This window comes from Corynebacterium suicordis DSM 45110, assembly GCF_015351405.1.
GTDB lineage: Bacteria > Actinomycetota > Actinomycetes > Mycobacteriales > Mycobacteriaceae > Corynebacterium > Corynebacterium suicordis.
The window spans coordinates 322,059-339,639 of the sequence record NZ_JADKMY010000001.1 but is presented as its reverse complement, the minus strand read 5'-3'; the positions used below and the strand labels follow the sequence as shown (position 1 = coordinate 339,639).

Genomic DNA, 17,581 nt, shown 5'->3' with positions numbered 1-17,581 from the left:
GCCTACACGCGGGAGGGGTGAACGAAACTGGCTTAGCCAAACCCCTTAGCCGAAGGGATTGCGCTCGATCGGCCTGCCCGCTGGTGGTAGTTCCGAGTAGATCTCGCGCAAGCATTGCCCTGCTTTCTCCCAGGAAAATTCACGCGCATGGATGGGGGCATATTCGGACATTTCGATGCGCTTGGCGTCGTTTAACAACAGCTCGCCCAAAGCATCCGCCCACGCCTCGGGGTCATGCCCATCCACCAGCAATCCAGACTTGCCATCCTCCACCGCGATGGGCAGGCCACCCACGTTCGCCGCCACCACCGGGGTGCCGCACGCCTGCGCCTCCACGGCTACCAAGCCAAAGCTCTCGTTATGGCTGGGCACGCAGATCAGGTCCGCGGCCTGGTACACGCTCACCAGTTCCTCGGATGGGCGTGGCGCCAGGAAACGAACAATCCGGGAGATACCCAGCTCCTCCGCCAGCTTTTGCATCTCCTCCAAAGCATTACGCCCAGAGCCGGAAGAACCACCGCAAATCACCACCGAAAGCATCAATTCCGGGTGCCGCTCCACCAAGATCGCCGCGGCTCGCAGCAGCACATCGGGAGCCTTGAGCCGCTGCAAACGACCCACAAAACCAACCACCTTGGCCAGGAAAGGAATGCCCAGCTCACGGCGCGTACGTTCCGTGGCACGGCCGGAACCAGGGGTGAACTTATCCACGTCCGCACCTGGGTGAACTACGCGGATGAGGCAATCGTTGGCGTCGTACCCCTCAACCAGATCCCGCACTTCGGCTTCCGTGTTCACGATCAACAGATCAGCGTTATCCACGATCTGCTGCTCGCAGATCCGGCGGCTCACGGGCTCCGGGGAATCGCCACTGGCCAGGAGAGAATTCTTCACCGCGGCCAAGGTATGCGCGGTATGCACCCACGGGATGTGCCACAGATCTCGCAACAGCCACGCCACCTGGCCGGATTGCCAGTAGTGGGAATGGATGATGTCATACGGTTCCTGCTCGGCCTTGCGCACATACGCCAGCACGCTGCCGGTGAAGGCCGCGATCTGGGTGGGCAGCTCTTCCTTGGGCAGACCCTCGAACGGGCCGGCCACGCAGTTGATCACGCGCATGTTCGGAGCCACGTGCACCACTTCGCCCTGCAGCGGACGGGTGGCTCGGGTGAAGATATCCACCTCCACGCCCTGCTTGGAGAGCTGCAGCGCGGTGTTCTTGATGTAGACGTTCATCCCGCCGGCATCTCCGGAACCGGGTTGCTCCATCGGAGAGGTGTGGAAGGAGATGATCGCGACTCGCATAACCCCAAACTCTAACCCGCCCGCGCTAATTTATCTTTTTTAGTTATTTTCCCTTATAGATATGTTTCCCTAGCTAAAGTAGAGCGTTATACCCAGCTACTGCCCCGCGCCCGCTTTCTATTCCAGTTTTCGGGTCTTGCTGCACGTAGCGAACACGCACCAAAAGAGAGAGAGTGCTCACGATGACGAACGTCAACAATCCCGAAGCGTCCGCCACCGAAACCGGCTCTGCGCCCCGCAGCGACGCGCCGGAAGGTACCGCATGGAAAGAAAAGCCCTACCTGAAGTACTACGCGGAATGGACGCCTCACTCTCTGGACTATCCCGCGGATTCCAACATGGTCTCCATGCTGGAAAAGTCCGTGCGGGAAAACTCCAAGCGGGACATCCTCGACTTCTTCGGCCAGACCACCAGCTACCCAGACTTCGCTGAGCAGGTGAACTCGGTGGCCGCCAGCCTGCAGCACATGGGAGTCAAGCGTGGCGAGCGCGTTGCACTGATCATGCCGAACTGCCCGCAGCACCTTATTTCCTTCTTCGCTGTGCTCAAGCTCGGTGCTGTCGTGGTGGAGCACAACCCGCTGTACACCGCACGCGAGCTCGAAGGTCCATTCAAGGACCACGAGGCGAAAATCGTTATCGCTTGGGACAACGTCTACGACGTGTGCGAGAAACTGCTGCACACCACGCAGCTGGAAACCATCGTTTCCGTCAACATGATCGAAGCGATGCCGTTGGTCAAGCGTCTCGCGCTGAAGCTGCCCGTCCCTTCACTGAAGGAAAAGCGCAACCAGCTGCACGGCGATGCGCCAGGAAGCGTACCGTTCTCCAAGCTGCTCACCAAGAAGTTCGGTGGCGACGGCAAGAACATCAAAACCCCGTCCGACCTCAGCGGAGATGACCCAGCGGTAATCCTGTTCACCTCCGGAACCACCGGCAAGCCCAAGGGCGCAGAGCTGACCCACGGCAACATCATGGCCAACGTTGTTCAGGGCTTGGCATGGGTGAAGAACCTGGGCGAAGGCGCGCAGGAAAAGTACCTCGCCGCACTGCCACTGTTCCACGTGTACGGCCTGACCTTGACTGCAGCCCTCGGCGTGGCCACCGGCGGCAAGCTCGCTCTGCTGCCTAAGCCGGAAATCCCGTTGATCGTTGATCAGCTCAAGAAGGAACTGCCCACCTACATGCCAGGTGTGCCAACTCTGTACACCAAGATTCTCGAGGCAGCAGAGAAAAACAACCTCGATCTTTCCGGCATCAACAATGCTCTGTCCGGCGCTGCACCTCTTCCCACCAAGACCACCGAAGAGTGGGAGAAGAAGACCGGCGGCAAGATCGTGGAGGGCTACGGCCTGACCGAGACCGCCCCAATCATCGTGGCCAACCCCATCACCCCGGATCGTCGCGCTGGCTACATCGGCATCCCATTCCCAGACACCGAGCTACGCGTGGCTGATCCCGATGACCTCTCCCGCACCATGCCGGACGGCGAAGCCGGCGAGCTGCTGGTTCGTGGCCCGCAGGTGTTCAAGGGATACATCAACGTCGCGGACGATGAGCAGCCATTCCACGAGGATTGGTTCGACACCGGAGACATGGCCGTCATGGAAACGGACGGCTTCATCAAGATCGTCTCCCGCACCAAGGAAATGATCATCACCGGCGGATTCAATGTTTACCCCGCTGAGGTGGAAGAAGTCCTCGCCGATCACCCACAGATCTCCAAGGCCGGCGTGGTTGGCCTGGAGCAGGAGGACGGCTCCGAAGAGGTCGTTGCTGCGGTGGTCTTGGAGGAAGGCGTTTCTGAATCTGATTTCGACGCCGAGAAGGCTCGCGAATGGGCCCGCGAAAGCCTGACCCGCTACAAGGTTCCACGCAAGTTCTTCGTGGTCGATGAGCTGCCTGCGGACATGATCGGCAAGATCCGCCGCCGCGAGGTCAAGGATCTTGTTGAGTCCATGATCGAGGACAAGAAGTAGCTATCTGGGCTGCAGCTTTCTGAGCTGTTGCTCTCTGGGCTGCGGCTCTAAAAGATGGCGGGTGAACTTCGGTTCTCCCGCCGTTTTTCTGCTTTCGTGCGGTTTTTTACAGGCCAGAGTCCTGTTCGACGCCAGCAATGTCGCATTCACCCCGTTTTTTGCATTCTAAATTTCTCCAACCTGGGGTTTCTCCGAGGGCTATGACAAAAAACGGGGTGAATGCGACATTACCGAGGTGTAACTGCTTGGACTGCAGCTCCGCACGATGCTCAGTGCTACTGACGTCACGCCGTGACCACACGATCACCACACCAGTTATGTACAAACGTCCCGCTTACTGGCATCTCACTTTTCCCGACCTGGGGTTTTGCGAGGCAGTGCGCCAGCAATTCGGACGATTGTTTTTTCTTGGCGGAATCTTGGGCAGCGCGCGCTGACCCCAGCATGACGAGGCTAACGATTAAGTCGCTAGTCCAGCCGGGCGCCGATCCACACGGGTTCCGGTTCGAGGGTGACACCGAAGGCGTCGTGCACGCCATTGCGCACTGAACGGGCCAGCGCGATGATATCCGCGCTGGTCGCACTCCCCCGGTTTGTCAGCGCCAAGGTGTGCTTGGAGGAAAGCGCGGCTGATTCATGGCCTGGCACTGCATAGCCCTTGGAGAAGCCAGCGTTATCGATGAGCCACGCAGCGGAAAACTTGAAACGCTCCACGCCCGCGTTGGCGGGCTCACTATCCACATTCGCGCTCTTCACGGCTGGGTTCTCCGCTGCGCGGTTCTTCACGGCATCGTCTTCTGCAGCACCGCCACGGCCCGCGGAGAACACCGGAATGCTGTTGGCCTTTTCTTCGCCGCATTTCTCGCGCACAGCTGCGATAACAGCATTGCGGACCTCCTCGCCTTCCACGATGGGGTTGGTGAAGAAGGAGCCAGCGGACCAGGTGTCGTGATCATCTGGGTTCAACACCATGCCCTTGCCAGCGCGCAGTTCCAGCACCGCTTCGCGTACTTGGGCTACGGGTCGGCGGGCATCAGCGTTCCCGGCGCGCGCGTCCTCTTCAGCCACGCCCAATTTCCTGGCCAGCTCGCCGAAGCGCAAGGGCACGGAGAGCCCGTCCGTGCCCAGCTGGAATTCCACAGCAGTCACCACGGCACGCTGCGTGAACTTCAGGTTGGAATAGCGGTAGGAAAGATCCAGGGATTCGGGGCTGACCCACTGCAGATCCGCAGCAGCACCCGAGCCAGCATCACCAGCTCCAGCACCCACAGCACCCCGCTCAAACAACTGCACGCGCCGCAGCACCTGCGAAACCTCCGCGCCATACGCCCCCACGTTTTGCACCGGCGTAGCCCCAACGGAACCAGGGATGCCGCTCAGGCACTCCAAGCCGCTCAGCCCAGCCTCCACGGTGGCAGCCACCAGCTGATCAAAATTCACACCAGCAAAGGCCCGCACCACCCCGGTCTCTGCATCGATAGAGATCTCCGAGGCAGAATCCACAGCCCAGACAACCACCAGCTCCGATACTTCATCACCTTCGCCAATCACCAAGTTGGAGCCTCCGCCGAGAACGAGGAGGGGAATGGAGTTGGCGTCGAGAAGAGAAACAACGCTAGCCAAAGAAGAAGGCTCAGAACACGCCACCACGGCAGCCGGTGCGCCACCGATCCTCAGGGTGGTGAGTTCCGCAAACGTCCGCTCCACAACGCGGGCGCCGGGAATGAAGGCGGGATCGCGCAGCTTTTCGAGTAACTCGGGCAGGTTTTGTGCATTGGTTTCTGAATCGCTCACCCTACTAAAGGTAGTCTGTTGACATGACTACACATACTGAGAACACGGCAACCATCAACTACCCAATCGAAAAGGTTTACGAGGCGCTGTCTTCCCAGGAGTACTGGGAGTACGAAGCACAGACCATCAACGATGAGCCTGGCACGGTGGAGTCCTTCACCAAGGAGCCAGTCAACGTAGTGCTTTTCGAGCTGCTGCCAAAGTCCGCTCTCCCCGAGGCTGTGCGTGGCATGGTTTCCCAGGATCTGAAGCTCAAGCGCGTGGTTGAGTTCGGCCCAGTGGCAGACAACATCTCCACCGGTAACGTCAACGCCGAGGTTAAGGGTGCTCCAGTGAAGTTCGCTGCGGATGCCAAGCTGACCGGCAAGGGTGACACCACCGATCTGTTCGCTGACATCTCCGTTGAGGTGGCCATCCCCATGATGGGCGCTGTGTTGGAGCCTAAGGTTGCATCTTTCGTGGAGGATTTCCTCACTCGCGAGGCAACTCTGATTGAGAAGTTCATCTCTGACAACCTGCAGTAAGCGTGGCTGATCACGCTCATAATCTCCGGGCTCGTTCGTGGAATGCGGACGGGCCCGTTGGTGTACCTACCCGCGGTACCACTGGTTTTAATCGCCTGCGGAAATCGGATCGCTGGCTGGTGGCGCAGCCACAGGTGCAGCATCTGTTGCGCTCGGCCGCGCGTGCAGGCAGGCCTCCGGTGGCGGTTGATGTGGGTTATGGGGCTTCGCACACCACCACGGTGGAGTGGGCGCGACATTTGCGTTCGGTGGAGCCTTCTGTGCAGGTCACTGGGTTGGAGATTGAGCCCAGCCGGGTGTTGCTACCGCGCGATGGGGTGAACTTCGCGCTCGGTGGTTTTGAGTTGGCGGACATGCGGGCGGATGTGGTCCGGGCGTTTAATGTGTTGCGTCAATACGACGCCGACCAAGTCCGCGATGCCTGGGCCACCATGCAGGAACGCCTGCACCCGGGAGGCGTGCTGATCGAGGGCACCTGTTGCGAGCTGGGCCGGCGCTCCACGTGGGTGCTGTTGGATCACTCTGGCCCGCAGACCCTCACCATGGCGTGGACTCCCGGGTGCGTGGACAAGCCCTCCGATATCGCCGAGCGGCTCCCCAAGGCGCTCATCCACCAGAACACGCCCGGTCACGCGATCCATGAGGTCCTCTGCGAGATGGACGCCGCCTGGAACCTGGCCGCTCCCCTGGCCGTTTTTGGCCCGCGCGTGCGGTGGCGGGCCGCCCTGGATCACTTTCATGTGGCCACGGGGTTGCCTCGCCTTTCTTCTCGACGCCGCCTCTCCGACAGCTCACTGACCGTCCCGTGGTCTGCGGTGGACGATTCCGCTCCCACTGGGAGTTTCCTTCCAAGGCGCTGACCGCACTAGCGCTGAGTGTCTTGTTCAGGAACACTGGGTGCGTGAGCAATTCCTATAACCAAACGTCTGAATACAATTTCCCTCCGCAGAATGCGCAGCAGCAAGCGCCGCAGCAAGCCTGGGGAAGCGCACCGCAGCAGCCGAAGAAAAAGGGTGGCTGGTGGAAGGTTCTCCTGGCAGTTCTGCTGGTGTTTGTGCTGCTCATTGCGCTGGCGGAGTTCGGAATGCGCGCTTATATGAAGAACCAGATTGTCTCTGGTTTGGAGGAGAACGCGGCATCCCAGAACGTGGAGATGGCCGGCGACCCGCAGGTGTCCTTCGGGGCTTCACCTGTGCTGGCCGCTTTGTTCACCAAGACCTTGGGCGAGCTGGATATGACCATCCCCTCCTCACTCGATATTTCCTATGAGGACAACGATGAATCCCGCCCGGTAGTCAAGGGCAACCCGGAGATCCACTTCTTGGGTAAGGACACCGAGATCCAGGAACAGGGCAAGCAGATGATCGTGGGAGATCTGACCGCGACCACCAGTATCCCTGCGGAGTTCATGCTGGCTCAGGTGAAGAAGTCCATGAACGAAAAGCAGGCGCAGGATTCCGGAAATTTCCTGCAGAACCTGATCACCATCACGGATATCAAGCCTTCTCCTGATAATCAGACGCTCGATGTGGAGATCACCCAGGGTCTGGCCACCATGTCCATGAAGCCCACCATTGAAAACGGGCAGTTGAAGCTGGATGTGGATGGCGCGAAGATCGCCGGGATGGACATGCCGGAATCTATCGTCAACACGCTCCGCGAGTCCCTCGCTGATCAATCCATGGCTGGGGATCTTTCCGGCCTTGAATTCGAGAGCGTTGAAGTGACGGATAGCGGAATGAATGTGAAGCTCAAGGGCCAGAACGTGGACATGAGCCAGATGGCCCAGAGCATTGAAGATTCCCCCGGTGATAGCAGCTCGAACGGAAACGGCACGGGCTCCGGCTCCAGCTCCGAAAGTGGCAACGGTTCGGGCAGCTCAGATTCCCTGCAGGAATCCGGCGAAGCCCCTGCCGGAGGTCCCGTTGGCTCCTCCGGTGATGGCTACGCGGCCTAGTTAGTGCGCTGGTCGCTAAGCGGGACTAGCCAAGCCGGGCTAGCTCAACCGAGCTATGTCGAGCTAGCTAAACGTCAAAACTAGGCCGGGGTCAACTAGGCGGGAGCGCCGTCCAGGATGGCCTGCGGGGAAGAAACTCCCAAACGGGTTGTACCCGCAGCGATCATCTGCAGCGCTGCTTCCCAAGTGCGGATCCCGCCCGAGGCCTTGATACCCAAGGCTCCCACGTTGCGACGCAGATCCTCGCTCATCCCAAAAGTGGCCAGCTTGTCCTGCTTGCGCAGCTCATCGGCCATGATCTCTACCGCCTCCACTGAGGCTCCACCCGCGGGGTGGAACCCGGTGGAGGTTTTCACGTAGTCAGCGCCGATTGCCGCACACGCACGCACACACGCGCGGATGGCGGGCTCATCAAGCAACGCGGTTTCTAGGATCACTTTGAGGATCACTGGTTGAGGCACGGCCTCGCGAATGGTCATCAACTCGCTGATCAGGGAGTTGGCATCACCGACGATGGCCTTGGCGATATCCACCACCACGTCCACTTCCACCGCACCGTGTTCCACTGCGAAGCGCGCTTCAGTGGCCTTCACCAAGGTGGCGTGCTTTCCGCTGGGAAAACCCACCACGGTTGCTACGGCTGGGGTGGAAGTGGAATTGGTGGCGTCGGAAAAATCAACGCGAGTTACGGGCAACATGGAGGGCGAAACACACACCGCACCGCACCCCAGCTGGGCGGCCTCCGCAACCAGTTTGTCCACGTCAGCGTGGGTTGCTTCGGGCTTCAACAAGGTGGCGTCCATCACGGCTGCCACCTGCGCGCGAGTCAGATTTTGTGTATCAGTCATTGGTAGATCACCAGCTTCCGCTGGAGTTATCCAGCACGTCGCGAATGGCGGGGCGAACATCCTGCCAGTAAATGCCGACGATGACCGCCGCGATGATCCACAGCATCATCACAGTGGGAACAAAGAGGCTCAACAGCGCGGCAGCCGTGGCACCGCCGGTGAGCATCAACCAATTCTGCTTTTGCCGATCGATCACAGTGAAGGCATCGTCGCGGGTGCCGGCCACGGTAATTAGGCCGAAAATTCCCAGACCCAGCACGATTATGGATGCCAAGAGGTTCATCCAGAAAAATGCCAGTGGTAGTGCGCTCAGAATGATGTGCATGGGCTTTATGCTACCGCGAAGATCAATTCGGCCAGGGAATAGATGGCCAGCCCGGCGAGCGCACCGACAATCGTTCCATTCATGCGGATGAACTGCAGATCCTTACCCACCATGAGTTCAATGTTGTCCGACGCCTCCTGCGCATCCCATCGCTCCACCGTCTCACCGATGATGCTGGTGATCTCTCCGGCGTAGTTCTCAGCGAGGTAGCTGGCTGCGCTGACCACTCGATTTTCCAGCTTCTCGCGCAGCTCGGGCTCGTCCTGCACGCGGCGGCCAAAGCCTCGCACCCAGTCCGTGATCCGGCGGCGGAGCAGAGATTCTGGGTCTCGGGCCATGGTGCTCAAGGTGCTGCGCGCGGATTCCCAGAGCGCGCCGGGCACTGCGCGCACTGGGGTGGAGGTCATGATGTCTTCCTTGAACTTCTCCACGCGCTCGATCATCTTCTCATCGTGCTGCAGGTCATGCGCCAGCTGATCGAGGAACTTGCGGAGCTCCCGGCGCGCGTCATGATCCGGGTTGTAGCGCACGTCGGCGGTGAATTTCACCAGTTCTGAATACACCTTTGAGCCCACGAGGTTGCGGATGAAACTCGGCGCCCAAGTGGGAGTACGTTCGTCGATGAGGCGGGTGACAAACTCCTCGCTGCTCTGGGCTTTGTCATCCATCCACACCACGATTGCCTCGATGGCGGGTTCCGTGCGGCCTTCCTCAATGAGCTGTTCCAACCCGCGGCCCAGTGGCGGGCCCCAGGTAGGCTCCTGGAGTTTGTCCAAGACCAGGACTTCCAGGACCTGCTCGGCTTCCTCCGCGTTCACGCCGTTGACCACCAGATCCACGAGCCGCCCGGTTTCCTGGGATACACGCTCGGCACCTCCCTCGGCCACGGCCCAATCGGCGGCGCGCTGCGGAATGTGCGCGCTACGCAGCTTCTCTGCGATCAACGGAGCGTTGAGGAAGTTCTCCCCCACGAACTCGGAGAGCTGGTGCCCCACCTGGTCCTTCTTGCGCTTGATGATGGCGGTGTGCGGGATGGGGATGCCCAGCGGGTGGCGGAACAGTGCGGTCACGGCGAACCAGTCCGCCAGCGCACCCACCATTCCGGCTTCAGAAGCGGCGCGTACATAACCGATCCACCCGCCGGGATTGCCCTGGTATTCCAACCAGCGCATTGCCACGTAGACCACGGCAGCCACGATGAGCATGCCCGTGGCGATGTTCTTGTGCTTGCGCAGGTCTGCGCGCCGCTGAGCTTCCGTCATCGGGTCTGGGCCCGGCGCGGTGAGACCCTGCGCGGTGAGGTTTGCTGGGGTCGCACTGGATGCGTTCGCAGTAGTGGTGCCCGCCTGAATATCGCGGGATGGTGTTGCTGGTGAGTTCACCTTGTCATTATGGCACTGTCCCCCGCTTCTCCTAGAAAATTCTGCTGGGAGGTGGCTGTGCGCAGGTTCGCCCGCTCCGTCATTTTAACGATCGTTAGAATGTCTCTAGGATGGATGCGTGACTTCAGTCCGCGCCTCGCAGCCGCAGCATTCTTCTCGTGCGCATTCCCACGCGCCCTCACGAGCGCGATTTCTGGTGTGGTTTTCTGTGTTGCTACTGGTGGCTTTCGCCAGCTTCATCGCGGGTATTTGCCTGGGCCCCACCAGCGTGAACGCCCCGGACACATTGAGCATCCTCGGCCACCACCTCGCCCAGATTCTCCCCGGCACAGATCCCGCAGCCACCACACCATGGCCGCAGGATCCGCAGAAAGATGCCATTGTCTGGCAACTCCGCACCCCCCGAGTGATTCTCGCCGCCATCGTCGGTTCTGCACTGGCCCTGACCGGAATGGTGCTGCAAGCCGTGGTGAGAAACCTGCTGGCAGACCCCTATATCCTCGGCATCCACTCAGGTGCCAGCTGTGGAGCCGCCGCCGCGATCGTGTTGGGCATCGGCGCGCAATTCGGCGATTACGCCCTCCAAGGCTCGGCTTTCCTCGGCGCGCTGGCCGCCACCGCGGTGGTCTTTGGCGTGGCGCTCTCCTCCGGAAAGCTCACCTCCCTGCGCGTGCTGCTCACCGGAGTGGCCATCGGTTACGCGCTCTCCGCGGCCACCAGCTTCCTCATCTTCGCCTCCGACTCCCCCGAAGCCAGCCGCTCCATCATGTTCTGGCTCCTCGGCTCCCTGGGCCTGGCCAATTTCAACGGCGTGCTCCTGGTCACCCTCATCACCACCGCAGTGGTGGCGGTGGCCTTCATCCTCTTGGCTCCGCGCATCGATGCTCTTTCTTCTGGCGACGCCACCTCTCTCGCCGTAGGCATCAACCCCACCACCTTGCGGGCTGTCTTGCTGGGGCTGAGCAGTCTATTGATTGGCGTGGTGGTGGCCATGTCCGGGGCCATTGGCTTCATCGGGCTGATCATCCCGCACATCGCGCGGCGGCTGGTGGGTTCCAAACATCGATGGGCATTGCCCATTTCCGCTGTTCTTGGGGCAATTTTGCTGATCTGGGCGGACATTCTTTCCCGCGTGGTGTTGGCTCCGCAGGAAATCCCGGTGGGTATCGTCACGGCACTGCTCGGTGCCCCTTTCATCATTCCTCTCATCAAGCGGGCGTATCCCGCGTCCTCGAATTAAGGAGGCCACGCTATGTCACACGTGTCTAATCATCTGCACATTACTTCCCACCGGATTGGCCGCGGGACTCTCGCGGCGGTAACAGCCGCTGGGTTGGTGCTGCTTGCTGGTTGTTCGGGGGCGGCGTCGGATAAAGAAGAAGGGCAACAGACCACGGTGAGCAATTGTGGTCATCAGGTCACCGTGGATTCGCCGCCGGAGCGGGTGATGACGATGGGCGCGGAGTCGATGAACACGCTGGCGCACCTGGGGCAGCTGGACAGGGTGGTGAGCCGGGCGGGTGTGTATCCGGGCGAGTATTTCGATGCGCAGACGAGGGGGCAGATCGACCAGATTCCTTCGCTCACCGATCGCCTTGATGCCAGCGGGCACCTGCAGATCTCCGCCGAGGAAGTGCTGGCGCAGAACCCGGATCTGGTGATTGGAGCCTCGGAGACGGTGAATTATCAGACGTTGAATCCGCGCGGAGTGCCGGTGATTGATGAACCTGCCTATTGCGGTGGTATCGATGGGCCCACGACCTGGCAGAACGCGTGGGATCAGGTGGATCTGTACGGGCAGGTTTTTGCGGCTGAGGATAAGGCGCACGAGTACATCAGCCAGTTGCAGCAGCGCGTTGAGCAGGTAAAAAAGCAGGCCGAGGGGCAGGGCAAGACAGTGGCGGTGGTGTATCCGGAGCTCGGCGGCGGGGTGCTGTACGCGTATGGTTCGCGGTCCATGTCCAACCCGATGGTGGAGGACGCGGGGTTGAAGAATGTGTTTGGTTCCACGGATGATCGGGTGTTTGAGGTGAACCCGGAGGAGGTGGTTGCTCGGAATCCGGATGTGATTGTCGCACTGCACACCACTGGTTCGGCGGAGGATGTGGTGCGGGACGTGAGCAAACGCCCGGGCTTGGGCAATGTGGCTGCCATCAAGGACAAGCAGGTGATGCCGATGCTGCTGAACTTTGCCGAACCAGCTACCCCGCTGGCCGTGGATGGGGTGGAGAAAATTGATGCCTACCTGCGGGATCATCGATGAGTTCTGCACCGGATGGCATCGCCGTTAAGGATCTGAGCGTGCGCCGCGGGAAGAAGCTGGCCCTGCAATCCGTGAGCGCGCAGCTCACGCGCGGTGAGGGCATGACCGGGATCGTGGGACCCAACGGTTCCGGTAAATCCACACTGATTTCTGCTGCTTATGGCGCGTTGAAGCCGCAGTCCGGGAACGTGACGGTGGACGGCTCTGACTTGCGGAACATCTCCACCAAACACATCGCCCGCACGATTGGTGTGGTGGCACAGATGGCCCCTGCCGAGATCCCCGTGAGCGTGTGGGATTACGTGAGCCTGGGCCGCCTGCCGCACCAAAACTGGGCAGGGATGAGCAGCTCGGAGGATGCGGAGTGGATCGAGAAATCCCTGGCTAACGTGGGCATGCTGGACCACGCGCGCTCCTCCCTCATGGAGCTCTCCGGTGGCGAGACGCAGCGCGTGAACATCGCCCGCGCCCTGGCCCAGAACCCTCGCTACCTGCTGCTGGATGAGCCCACCAACCACCTCGACGTCCATTATCAGCACTCGATCCTGCAGTTGGTGCGAGATCACGGCATCCCCAGCGTGGTGGTCCTGCATGACCTGAACTTGGCCGCGCGTTATTGCGAAAACATTCTTTTATTCGACGCCGGCACCCTCGCCCATGCCGGAACCGCAGCGGAGGTGCTGACTCCGGAGAAGATTGAGCCGATCTACCGGATGAAGGTGCGCCGGATTGAAGATTCTGGGCGGCCACACCTGGTGTTTTCTCCTGGGGATGCGGATGCTTCTCCGGGAAATGGCCCGGCTGACTACACTCTTCGGTCATGAGTCATTCTCACTCCGCGCCGCTGTCCTTGGACGGGGCTTTAAACCTCGCCGATTCCTGGCATCTGCTGTTCAAACTGCTAGGTGATCGAACCCGGTTGCGCTTGTTAGTGGCGCTACATCACGGTGGCCCCTCCCAGCGCACGGTGCAAGAACTGGCCGATGTGACGGAGACTCGCGTGGTCACAGCTAGCGCAGCGCTGAACTTGATGGCGAACGCAGGACTGATTCAGGCGGAGCGGCACGGCCGAGAGATGCGCTACTCGCTGGTAGATCCGCAGGTTCACCAGGTTCTGCACGATATTGGCGCGCTGCACGGGCACTAGCTTCGACGCCCGCAATGTCCCTTACTGGTTTAGCTACTAAACCAGTAAGAAACGGTCATAGGTTACCGGGATAAGCCTTAAACCAGTAAGCTAAGCCCATAGTTGACCGGTTTAAGGAGTATCCATGCATCGCTGGGAGGAACGCCACTGGGTTCCCGAGGGTGGCAGCGGGATTTCTCGTGCAGACAAGCAGGGCGGAAAGTATCGCGCCTATGTTCCCGGAAAACTCGCGGACCAGACCATCGCTATCCCCTCTGAATTATCCCAGCGGGCAGCTCAGATCGAACGGCGGATAATCGAGCTCGCCAACTTTGAAGGCGCGGGCCAGCTAGAAAGCATCGCCCGCTTATTGATGCGTTCCGAGGCGATCTCTTCTTCTCGAATCGAAGGCATTGCCCCGAACGTTGACAAGGTTGTGCTGGCAGAATTAGCCGCCGAAGAAGATATCCGTGGTTTCAAGGAAAGCGCAGAAGCCGTGGCCCGAAACCTTCAGGTCCTTCGCTCGGTTGAACAGGACTTTGCTGAAACACCCACTCTCACGCCGGAAATGCTTGAGGAATTCCAACGCGAACTCATCGGTTCACGTGGACGTATCCCGCTGGGTCTGCGCGAAATCCAGAACTGGATCGGCGGGGCGTCTCGGACCCCCATCGGCGCAGAATTCATTCCGCCACCTCCTGAATTGGTCCGCAAATTAGTGGAGGATCTGTGCGACTACTTGAACGGCGCCACGCATGGCGCGCTCATTCAAGCTGCTATTGGCCATGCCCAATTTGAGACTATTCACCCGTTCACCGATGGCAATGGGCGCGTTGGGCGCGCGTTGATTCATGGTGTTCTGCTGCGCCGTGGACTTACCCGCCAGACGCTGCTGCCCATCAGCTTGGTGCTCGGCACATGGTCTCACCGATACATCGCGGGGCTCACTGCCTTTCGCGCTGATGAACCCGAGAAGTGGATAGAGATTTTTCTCGACGCCACCGATCAAGCCATCACTCAAGCTCAAATCATCACGGGAGATTTGCTAGCTATCCAGGCCGATTGGGAAGAGCGATTCGAGTCTTTCCGCAAAAGCCAAGGCATGGTCAGAGCCCTACGCCGGAATTCTCTGGAGGCAACTCTGCTTAGCGAGTTACCAGGGCATCCCATTGTCACGATCGCCAGCTTGCAACGGCTTTATGGTGTGGGTCGAACTGTCGCACAAAACGCAGTGGATAATCTCACCAGTGCGGGCATCCTGCGCACCAAAACAATCGGCGCTCACGGACAAAAGGGCTACTACGCGGATGATGCGCTCGAACTCATCACCTTTGCAGATCGTAAGCTCGCGAGCAGCCAGTTCGACACAACGATAGCCCCTCCCAATAAAGGGAGAGGCGTGCCCGGCCTCAAAAATTAGCCAGGCAATTTCCAAGACTGCAGCCTAGTTCGGCGGCAACACGTGCTCACCGGACTTATCCAAAGTTAGCGCCAGCGAAGAGACATACTGCTTCTCACCATTCGGCCCCGGCACAGCAGAAGCGATCATGTCTGGGCGTTCCACCATCTCCCCGGTCAGGGCACATTCGAGGAGATCATCGGAAGGGTTGCCGTGCTCATCAAACATGGGCAGGTCAATGCCATCATCTTGGCGTCGAAGATAATAGGCACCCTGGGTCATGATGGCCATCAGAGGCGTGACCACCACGGCGATGAGAGCGGCGAACAAGGGGCTGAATGGGGCGATCGTCTCGCCAAAGGCGCCGAAGAACATGGCCACGGAAATGCCACCGGAGAGCAACAGCGAGGTGAGACCCACCGGGTTGGCGTTCCACAGCATGCCGCGGCGGAACTCCGGGTTCTTCGGGGAGAGCTTGAGCAGGTACTTGTTGAACACAATGTCCGCGGCCACGGTGAAGATCCACGCGATGGCCAGGTTGGAGTAGAAGGACAGCACAAAGCCGAGCACCTGGAACATGTTGAATTCCATCAGGGCCAGGGAAATACCCACGTTGAACAGCACGAACACAATGCGACCGGGGTAGCGGTTGAAGCTGCGGGAGTAGATGTTTGTCCAAGCCAAGGAACCACAATAAGCGTTGGTGGTGTTGATCTTGATCTGGCTGACAACCACCAGGAACACGGCGAGGACCAGGGCAATCCAGTCCGGCATCATCTCTTCGTAAAGGCTGAGGAACTGGTTGACGGGTTCGATGGCCAAATCCGTGCCCTGCCCCAGCTTGGCGATGATGTACACTGCCAGGAATGCGCCCACGATCTGCTTGGCAGCTCCGAGGAACACCCAGCCTGGGCCACCCATGATCACGGCGGTCCACCAGCTGCGGGAGTTTTCTGGGGTCTTGGGAGGCATGAAGCGCAGGTAATCAATGTTTTCCGCGATCTGCGCAGTCAGAGACAAGCACACTCCAGCGGCCAACATCATGGAGGCGAAGTTCACGCCCTCGCCGTGATCACCGGCGTAGTTCAGAAAGGTGCTCACGGATTCAGGCTCAGTGACCAGCAGGTATGCCATGGGCAGGATCATCATCACTAACCACAGCGGGTTGGTCCACGATTGCAGCTTGGCCAGGATCTTCATGCCGTAGATCACCAGCGGGATGATCATCAGGGAGCTCACCGCGTAACCGGCCCACAGGGGAAGGCCGAAGCCCACCTTCAGACCCTGCGCCATGATCGCGCCCTCCGTGGCGAAGAGGATGAACGTGAAGGAGACGAAAATCAGGTTGGTGAGGATGGAACCCAGGTAACCAAAGCCCGCGCCGCGGGTGATCAGGTCCAAATCCAGGTTGTACCGAGCCGCGTAATACGCCAGCGGGAAGGAGCTGATAAAGATCAACAGCGCGGCAATCAAAATGCCGCCGATGGCATTGCCCGTTCCGTGAGTCACGCCGATGGTGGCGCCGATGGAGAAGTCCGCGAGATACGCGATGCCACCCAGCGCAGAGGAAGCCACCACCAACGGGGTCCACTTGCGATAGTGCCGCGGGGCGAAGCGAAGGCTGAAATCCTCGCCGCCGTTGTTGGTTTCGGCGGTCTCGTGTGTTTCGACGCCACGACGTGTAGAAGCAATCGGGCGGGCAACCACCCGCGGTTCATCTAGTTTGGTTTCTGGGCTCATGCTGATTGAGCTTAGAAAGCGCAAGTTTCAACCGATGAGCAGTTACGTCAACGGTTTGTTTCTAGAAGTATGCGTTTGTTTCCGGACCGTTTCACATCGTCCGCAGATCAAACGCTGGGGACCCCATGACCGCCCGGCGCGCTGCATCATGAGCGGCATTCATCGTTGCACGCACGGTGATGGAAGAGTTCCCGGCGATGCGCACCATCGCTCCAGATCTATTCATCAACGTGCTCACTCCAGTAGTCACCTTGCCTTCCTGAACTGCAGGTACTGCCAATAGAGCTTCGTGACACATGTCGCTGAGTGCAAAGCCTTGCGTCGGGGAAAAATCCTCCGGGACCACAATCACCAACGTGCCCCACACCGGTGCGTCCCCCCATAACATCAGATCCGTGCCGTTGCCCGCACCCACCATGACCACGTGATCTTTGAGTAGCGGCATGCCATTGCGGGTCACGCGCATGCCCAAACAGACAGCGTCAAAGGTGTGGTTCTCACCACGGGCCAGACGGCCCGCCAGGGTGATCTCGCCGGCAATCAACGCAGCTTGTGGAGCTACCTCGAACTCTGTGAACTGCACCAGTCGCGAACCCGCATACAGCGTGGTGTGGCCGGGCAAATACTCCAGACGCGCACGGTCTGCCACGGAGAAGGTAGACCATTGCGTAGCCAATCCCGTATTCATTCGATGAACGTTTGTAGCAGCCTGAGTGGTGACCGTGGCTTGAGCGCGTTCTCCCACCAGTATTTTTTGTCGGATGCGGTCGTTTTCTGCCAATCCGCCCCCCGTCGTTCGCACGTACAACACGGCATGTGAAGGGTCAGAAGGATCCACATATAGCGGTCTCGTGAGACTCATCGGCGCTTTCACAAAACGCTTCGCAAGCCCCGTCCTTCCCGAAGCCTGATCTACCTTGAACGTAGCTTCCAGTA

General features: G+C 59.8%; 16 protein-coding genes. 9 read left to right on the top strand and 7 right to left on the bottom strand.

Annotated features, from left to right (window positions below; genetic code table 11):
• Positions 1-45: 45 nt before the first annotated feature.
• Positions 46-1,308 carry a D-inositol-3-phosphate glycosyltransferase gene (gene mshA / locus IRY30_RS01595; protein WP_194555656.1) on the bottom strand — a complete coding sequence of 421 codons (1,263 nt, stop codon included), beginning with the start codon at positions 1,306-1,308 and terminating at the stop codon, positions 46-48.
• Positions 1,309-1,490: 182 nt separating this feature from the next.
• On the opposite strand from mshA, the gene IRY30_RS01590 reads away from it, so the two are divergent.
• Complete coding sequence (locus IRY30_RS01590) at positions 1,491-3,287, top strand: long-chain-fatty-acid--CoA ligase (protein WP_194555655.1); 1,797 nt, start codon at positions 1,491-1,493, stop codon at positions 3,285-3,287.
• Between the two features lie 468 nt (positions 3,288-3,755).
• Here the strand turns inward: IRY30_RS01590 and IRY30_RS01585 are convergent, their stop codons facing one another.
• Positions 3,756-5,081 (bottom strand): UDP-N-acetylmuramate dehydrogenase, encoded by a 1,326-nt coding sequence (locus IRY30_RS01585; protein ID WP_194555654.1) that lies wholly within the window; start codon positions 5,079-5,081, stop codon positions 3,756-3,758.
• Between the two features lie 23 nt (positions 5,082-5,104).
• Between IRY30_RS01585 and IRY30_RS01580 the strand changes: the two genes are divergently transcribed.
• Genes IRY30_RS01580 through IRY30_RS01570 form a run of 3 tightly spaced genes read left to right on the top strand, consistent with a single transcriptional unit; the run spans position 5,105 to position 7,562 of the window.
• The gene (locus tag IRY30_RS01580; RefSeq protein WP_194555653.1) at positions 5,105-5,605 is read left to right on the top strand and encodes a DUF2505 domain-containing protein; all 501 of its coding nucleotides are present in this window, start codon (positions 5,105-5,107) and stop codon (positions 5,603-5,605) included.
• Positions 5,606-5,607: 2 nt separating this feature from the next.
• Entirely contained in the window at positions 5,608-6,465 is an 858-nt protein-coding gene (locus tag IRY30_RS01575; RefSeq protein ID WP_194555652.1) for a class I SAM-dependent methyltransferase, read from the top strand.
• Positions 6,466-6,506: 41 nt separating this feature from the next.
• Positions 6,507-7,562, top strand: coding sequence for an LmeA family phospholipid-binding protein (locus IRY30_RS01570; protein WP_194555651.1), 1,056 nt, complete (start codon positions 6,507-6,509; stop codon positions 7,560-7,562).
• A 95-nt stretch (positions 7,563-7,657) separates the two neighbouring features.
• Here the strand turns inward: IRY30_RS01570 and deoC are convergent, their stop codons facing one another.
• From deoC to IRY30_RS01555, 3 genes are read right to left on the bottom strand one after another with little or no spacing between them, the layout of a single operon-like run.
• Positions 7,658-8,410, bottom strand: coding sequence for a deoxyribose-phosphate aldolase (gene deoC / locus IRY30_RS01565; protein WP_194555650.1), 753 nt, complete (start codon positions 8,408-8,410; stop codon positions 7,658-7,660).
• A 7-nt stretch (positions 8,411-8,417) separates the two neighbouring features.
• The gene (locus tag IRY30_RS01560; protein WP_194555649.1) at positions 8,418-8,735 is read right to left on the bottom strand and encodes a DUF2516 family protein; all 318 of its coding nucleotides are present in this window, start codon (positions 8,733-8,735) and stop codon (positions 8,418-8,420) included.
• Positions 8,736-8,740: 5 nt separating this feature from the next.
• A complete protein-coding gene (locus IRY30_RS01555) occupies positions 8,741-9,997 on the bottom strand; it encodes a DUF445 domain-containing protein (protein WP_194556506.1) in 1,257 nt (418 codons plus the stop codon).
• Positions 9,998-10,235: 238 nt separating this feature from the next.
• Between IRY30_RS01555 and IRY30_RS01550 the strand changes: the two genes are divergently transcribed.
• The 5 genes from IRY30_RS01550 (at position 10,236) to IRY30_RS01530 (ending at position 14,926) form a co-directional block, all read left to right on the top strand.
• Positions 10,236-11,357, top strand: a complete 1,122-nt coding sequence (locus tag IRY30_RS01550) for a FecCD family ABC transporter permease (protein ID WP_309825945.1) — start codon at positions 10,236-10,238, stop codon at positions 11,355-11,357.
• A 12-nt stretch (positions 11,358-11,369) separates the two neighbouring features.
• Positions 11,370-12,380 carry an ABC transporter substrate-binding protein gene (locus tag IRY30_RS01545; protein ID WP_194555648.1) on the top strand — a complete coding sequence of 337 codons (1,011 nt, stop codon included), beginning with the start codon at positions 11,370-11,372 and terminating at the stop codon, positions 12,378-12,380.
• Positions 12,377-13,204 (top strand): ABC transporter ATP-binding protein, encoded by an 828-nt coding sequence (locus IRY30_RS01540; RefSeq protein WP_194555647.1) that lies wholly within the window; start codon positions 12,377-12,379, stop codon positions 13,202-13,204. The genes IRY30_RS01545 and IRY30_RS01540 overlap by 4 nt, the downstream gene beginning before the upstream one ends.
• Positions 13,201-13,527, top strand: coding sequence for an ArsR/SmtB family transcription factor (locus tag IRY30_RS01535; RefSeq protein WP_194555646.1), 327 nt, complete (start codon positions 13,201-13,203; stop codon positions 13,525-13,527). Before IRY30_RS01540 ends, IRY30_RS01535 begins: the two co-directional genes overlap by 4 nt.
• Before the next feature lie 124 nt (positions 13,528-13,651).
• Entirely contained in the window at positions 13,652-14,926 is a 1,275-nt protein-coding gene (locus IRY30_RS01530; RefSeq protein WP_194555645.1) for a Fic family protein, read from the top strand.
• Between the two features lie 24 nt (positions 14,927-14,950).
• Here IRY30_RS01530 and IRY30_RS01525 read toward each other — a convergent pair whose 3' ends face one another.
• The gene (locus IRY30_RS01525; protein ID WP_228502485.1) at positions 14,951-16,645 is read right to left on the bottom strand and encodes a purine-cytosine permease family protein; all 1,695 of its coding nucleotides are present in this window, start codon (positions 16,643-16,645) and stop codon (positions 14,951-14,953) included.
• 91 nt (positions 16,646-16,736) lie between these two features.
• Positions 16,737-17,507, bottom strand: coding sequence for an urease accessory protein UreD (locus IRY30_RS01520; protein ID WP_228502483.1), 771 nt, complete (start codon positions 17,505-17,507; stop codon positions 16,737-16,739).
• Positions 17,508-17,581: the final 74 nt, after the last annotated feature.

Bases quoted from the DNA above. Each gene is read 5' to 3' on its own strand.
- mshA (WP_194555656.1), bottom strand. From the start codon at position 1,308: ATGCGAGTCGCGATCATCTCCTTCCACACCTCTCCGATGGAGCAACCC.
- IRY30_RS01590 (WP_194555655.1), top strand. From the start codon at position 1,491: ATGACGAACGTCAACAATCCCGAAGCGTCCGCCACCGAAACCGGCTCT.
- IRY30_RS01580 (WP_194555653.1), top strand. From the start codon at position 5,105: ATGACTACACATACTGAGAACACGGCAACCATCAACTACCCAATCGAA.
- deoC (WP_194555650.1), bottom strand. From the start codon at position 8,410: ATGACTGATACACAAAATCTGACTCGCGCGCAGGTGGCAGCCGTGATG.
- IRY30_RS01560 (WP_194555649.1), bottom strand. From the start codon at position 8,735: ATGCACATCATTCTGAGCGCACTACCACTGGCATTTTTCTGGATGAAC.
- IRY30_RS01555 (WP_194556506.1), bottom strand. From the start codon at position 9,997: ATGACGGAAGCTCAGCGGCGCGCAGACCTGCGCAAGCACAAGAACATC.
- IRY30_RS01545 (WP_194555648.1), top strand. From the start codon at position 11,370: ATGTCACACGTGTCTAATCATCTGCACATTACTTCCCACCGGATTGGC.
- IRY30_RS01540 (WP_194555647.1), top strand. From the start codon at position 12,377: ATGAGTTCTGCACCGGATGGCATCGCCGTTAAGGATCTGAGCGTGCGC.
- IRY30_RS01535 (WP_194555646.1), top strand. From the start codon at position 13,201: ATGAGTCATTCTCACTCCGCGCCGCTGTCCTTGGACGGGGCTTTAAAC.
- IRY30_RS01530 (WP_194555645.1), top strand. From the start codon at position 13,652: ATGCATCGCTGGGAGGAACGCCACTGGGTTCCCGAGGGTGGCAGCGGG.
- IRY30_RS01525 (WP_228502485.1), bottom strand. From the start codon at position 16,645: ATGAGCCCAGAAACCAAACTAGATGAACCGCGGGTGGTTGCCCGCCCG.
- IRY30_RS01520 (WP_228502483.1), bottom strand. From the start codon at position 17,507: ATGAGTCTCACGAGACCGCTATATGTGGATCCTTCTGACCCTTCACAT.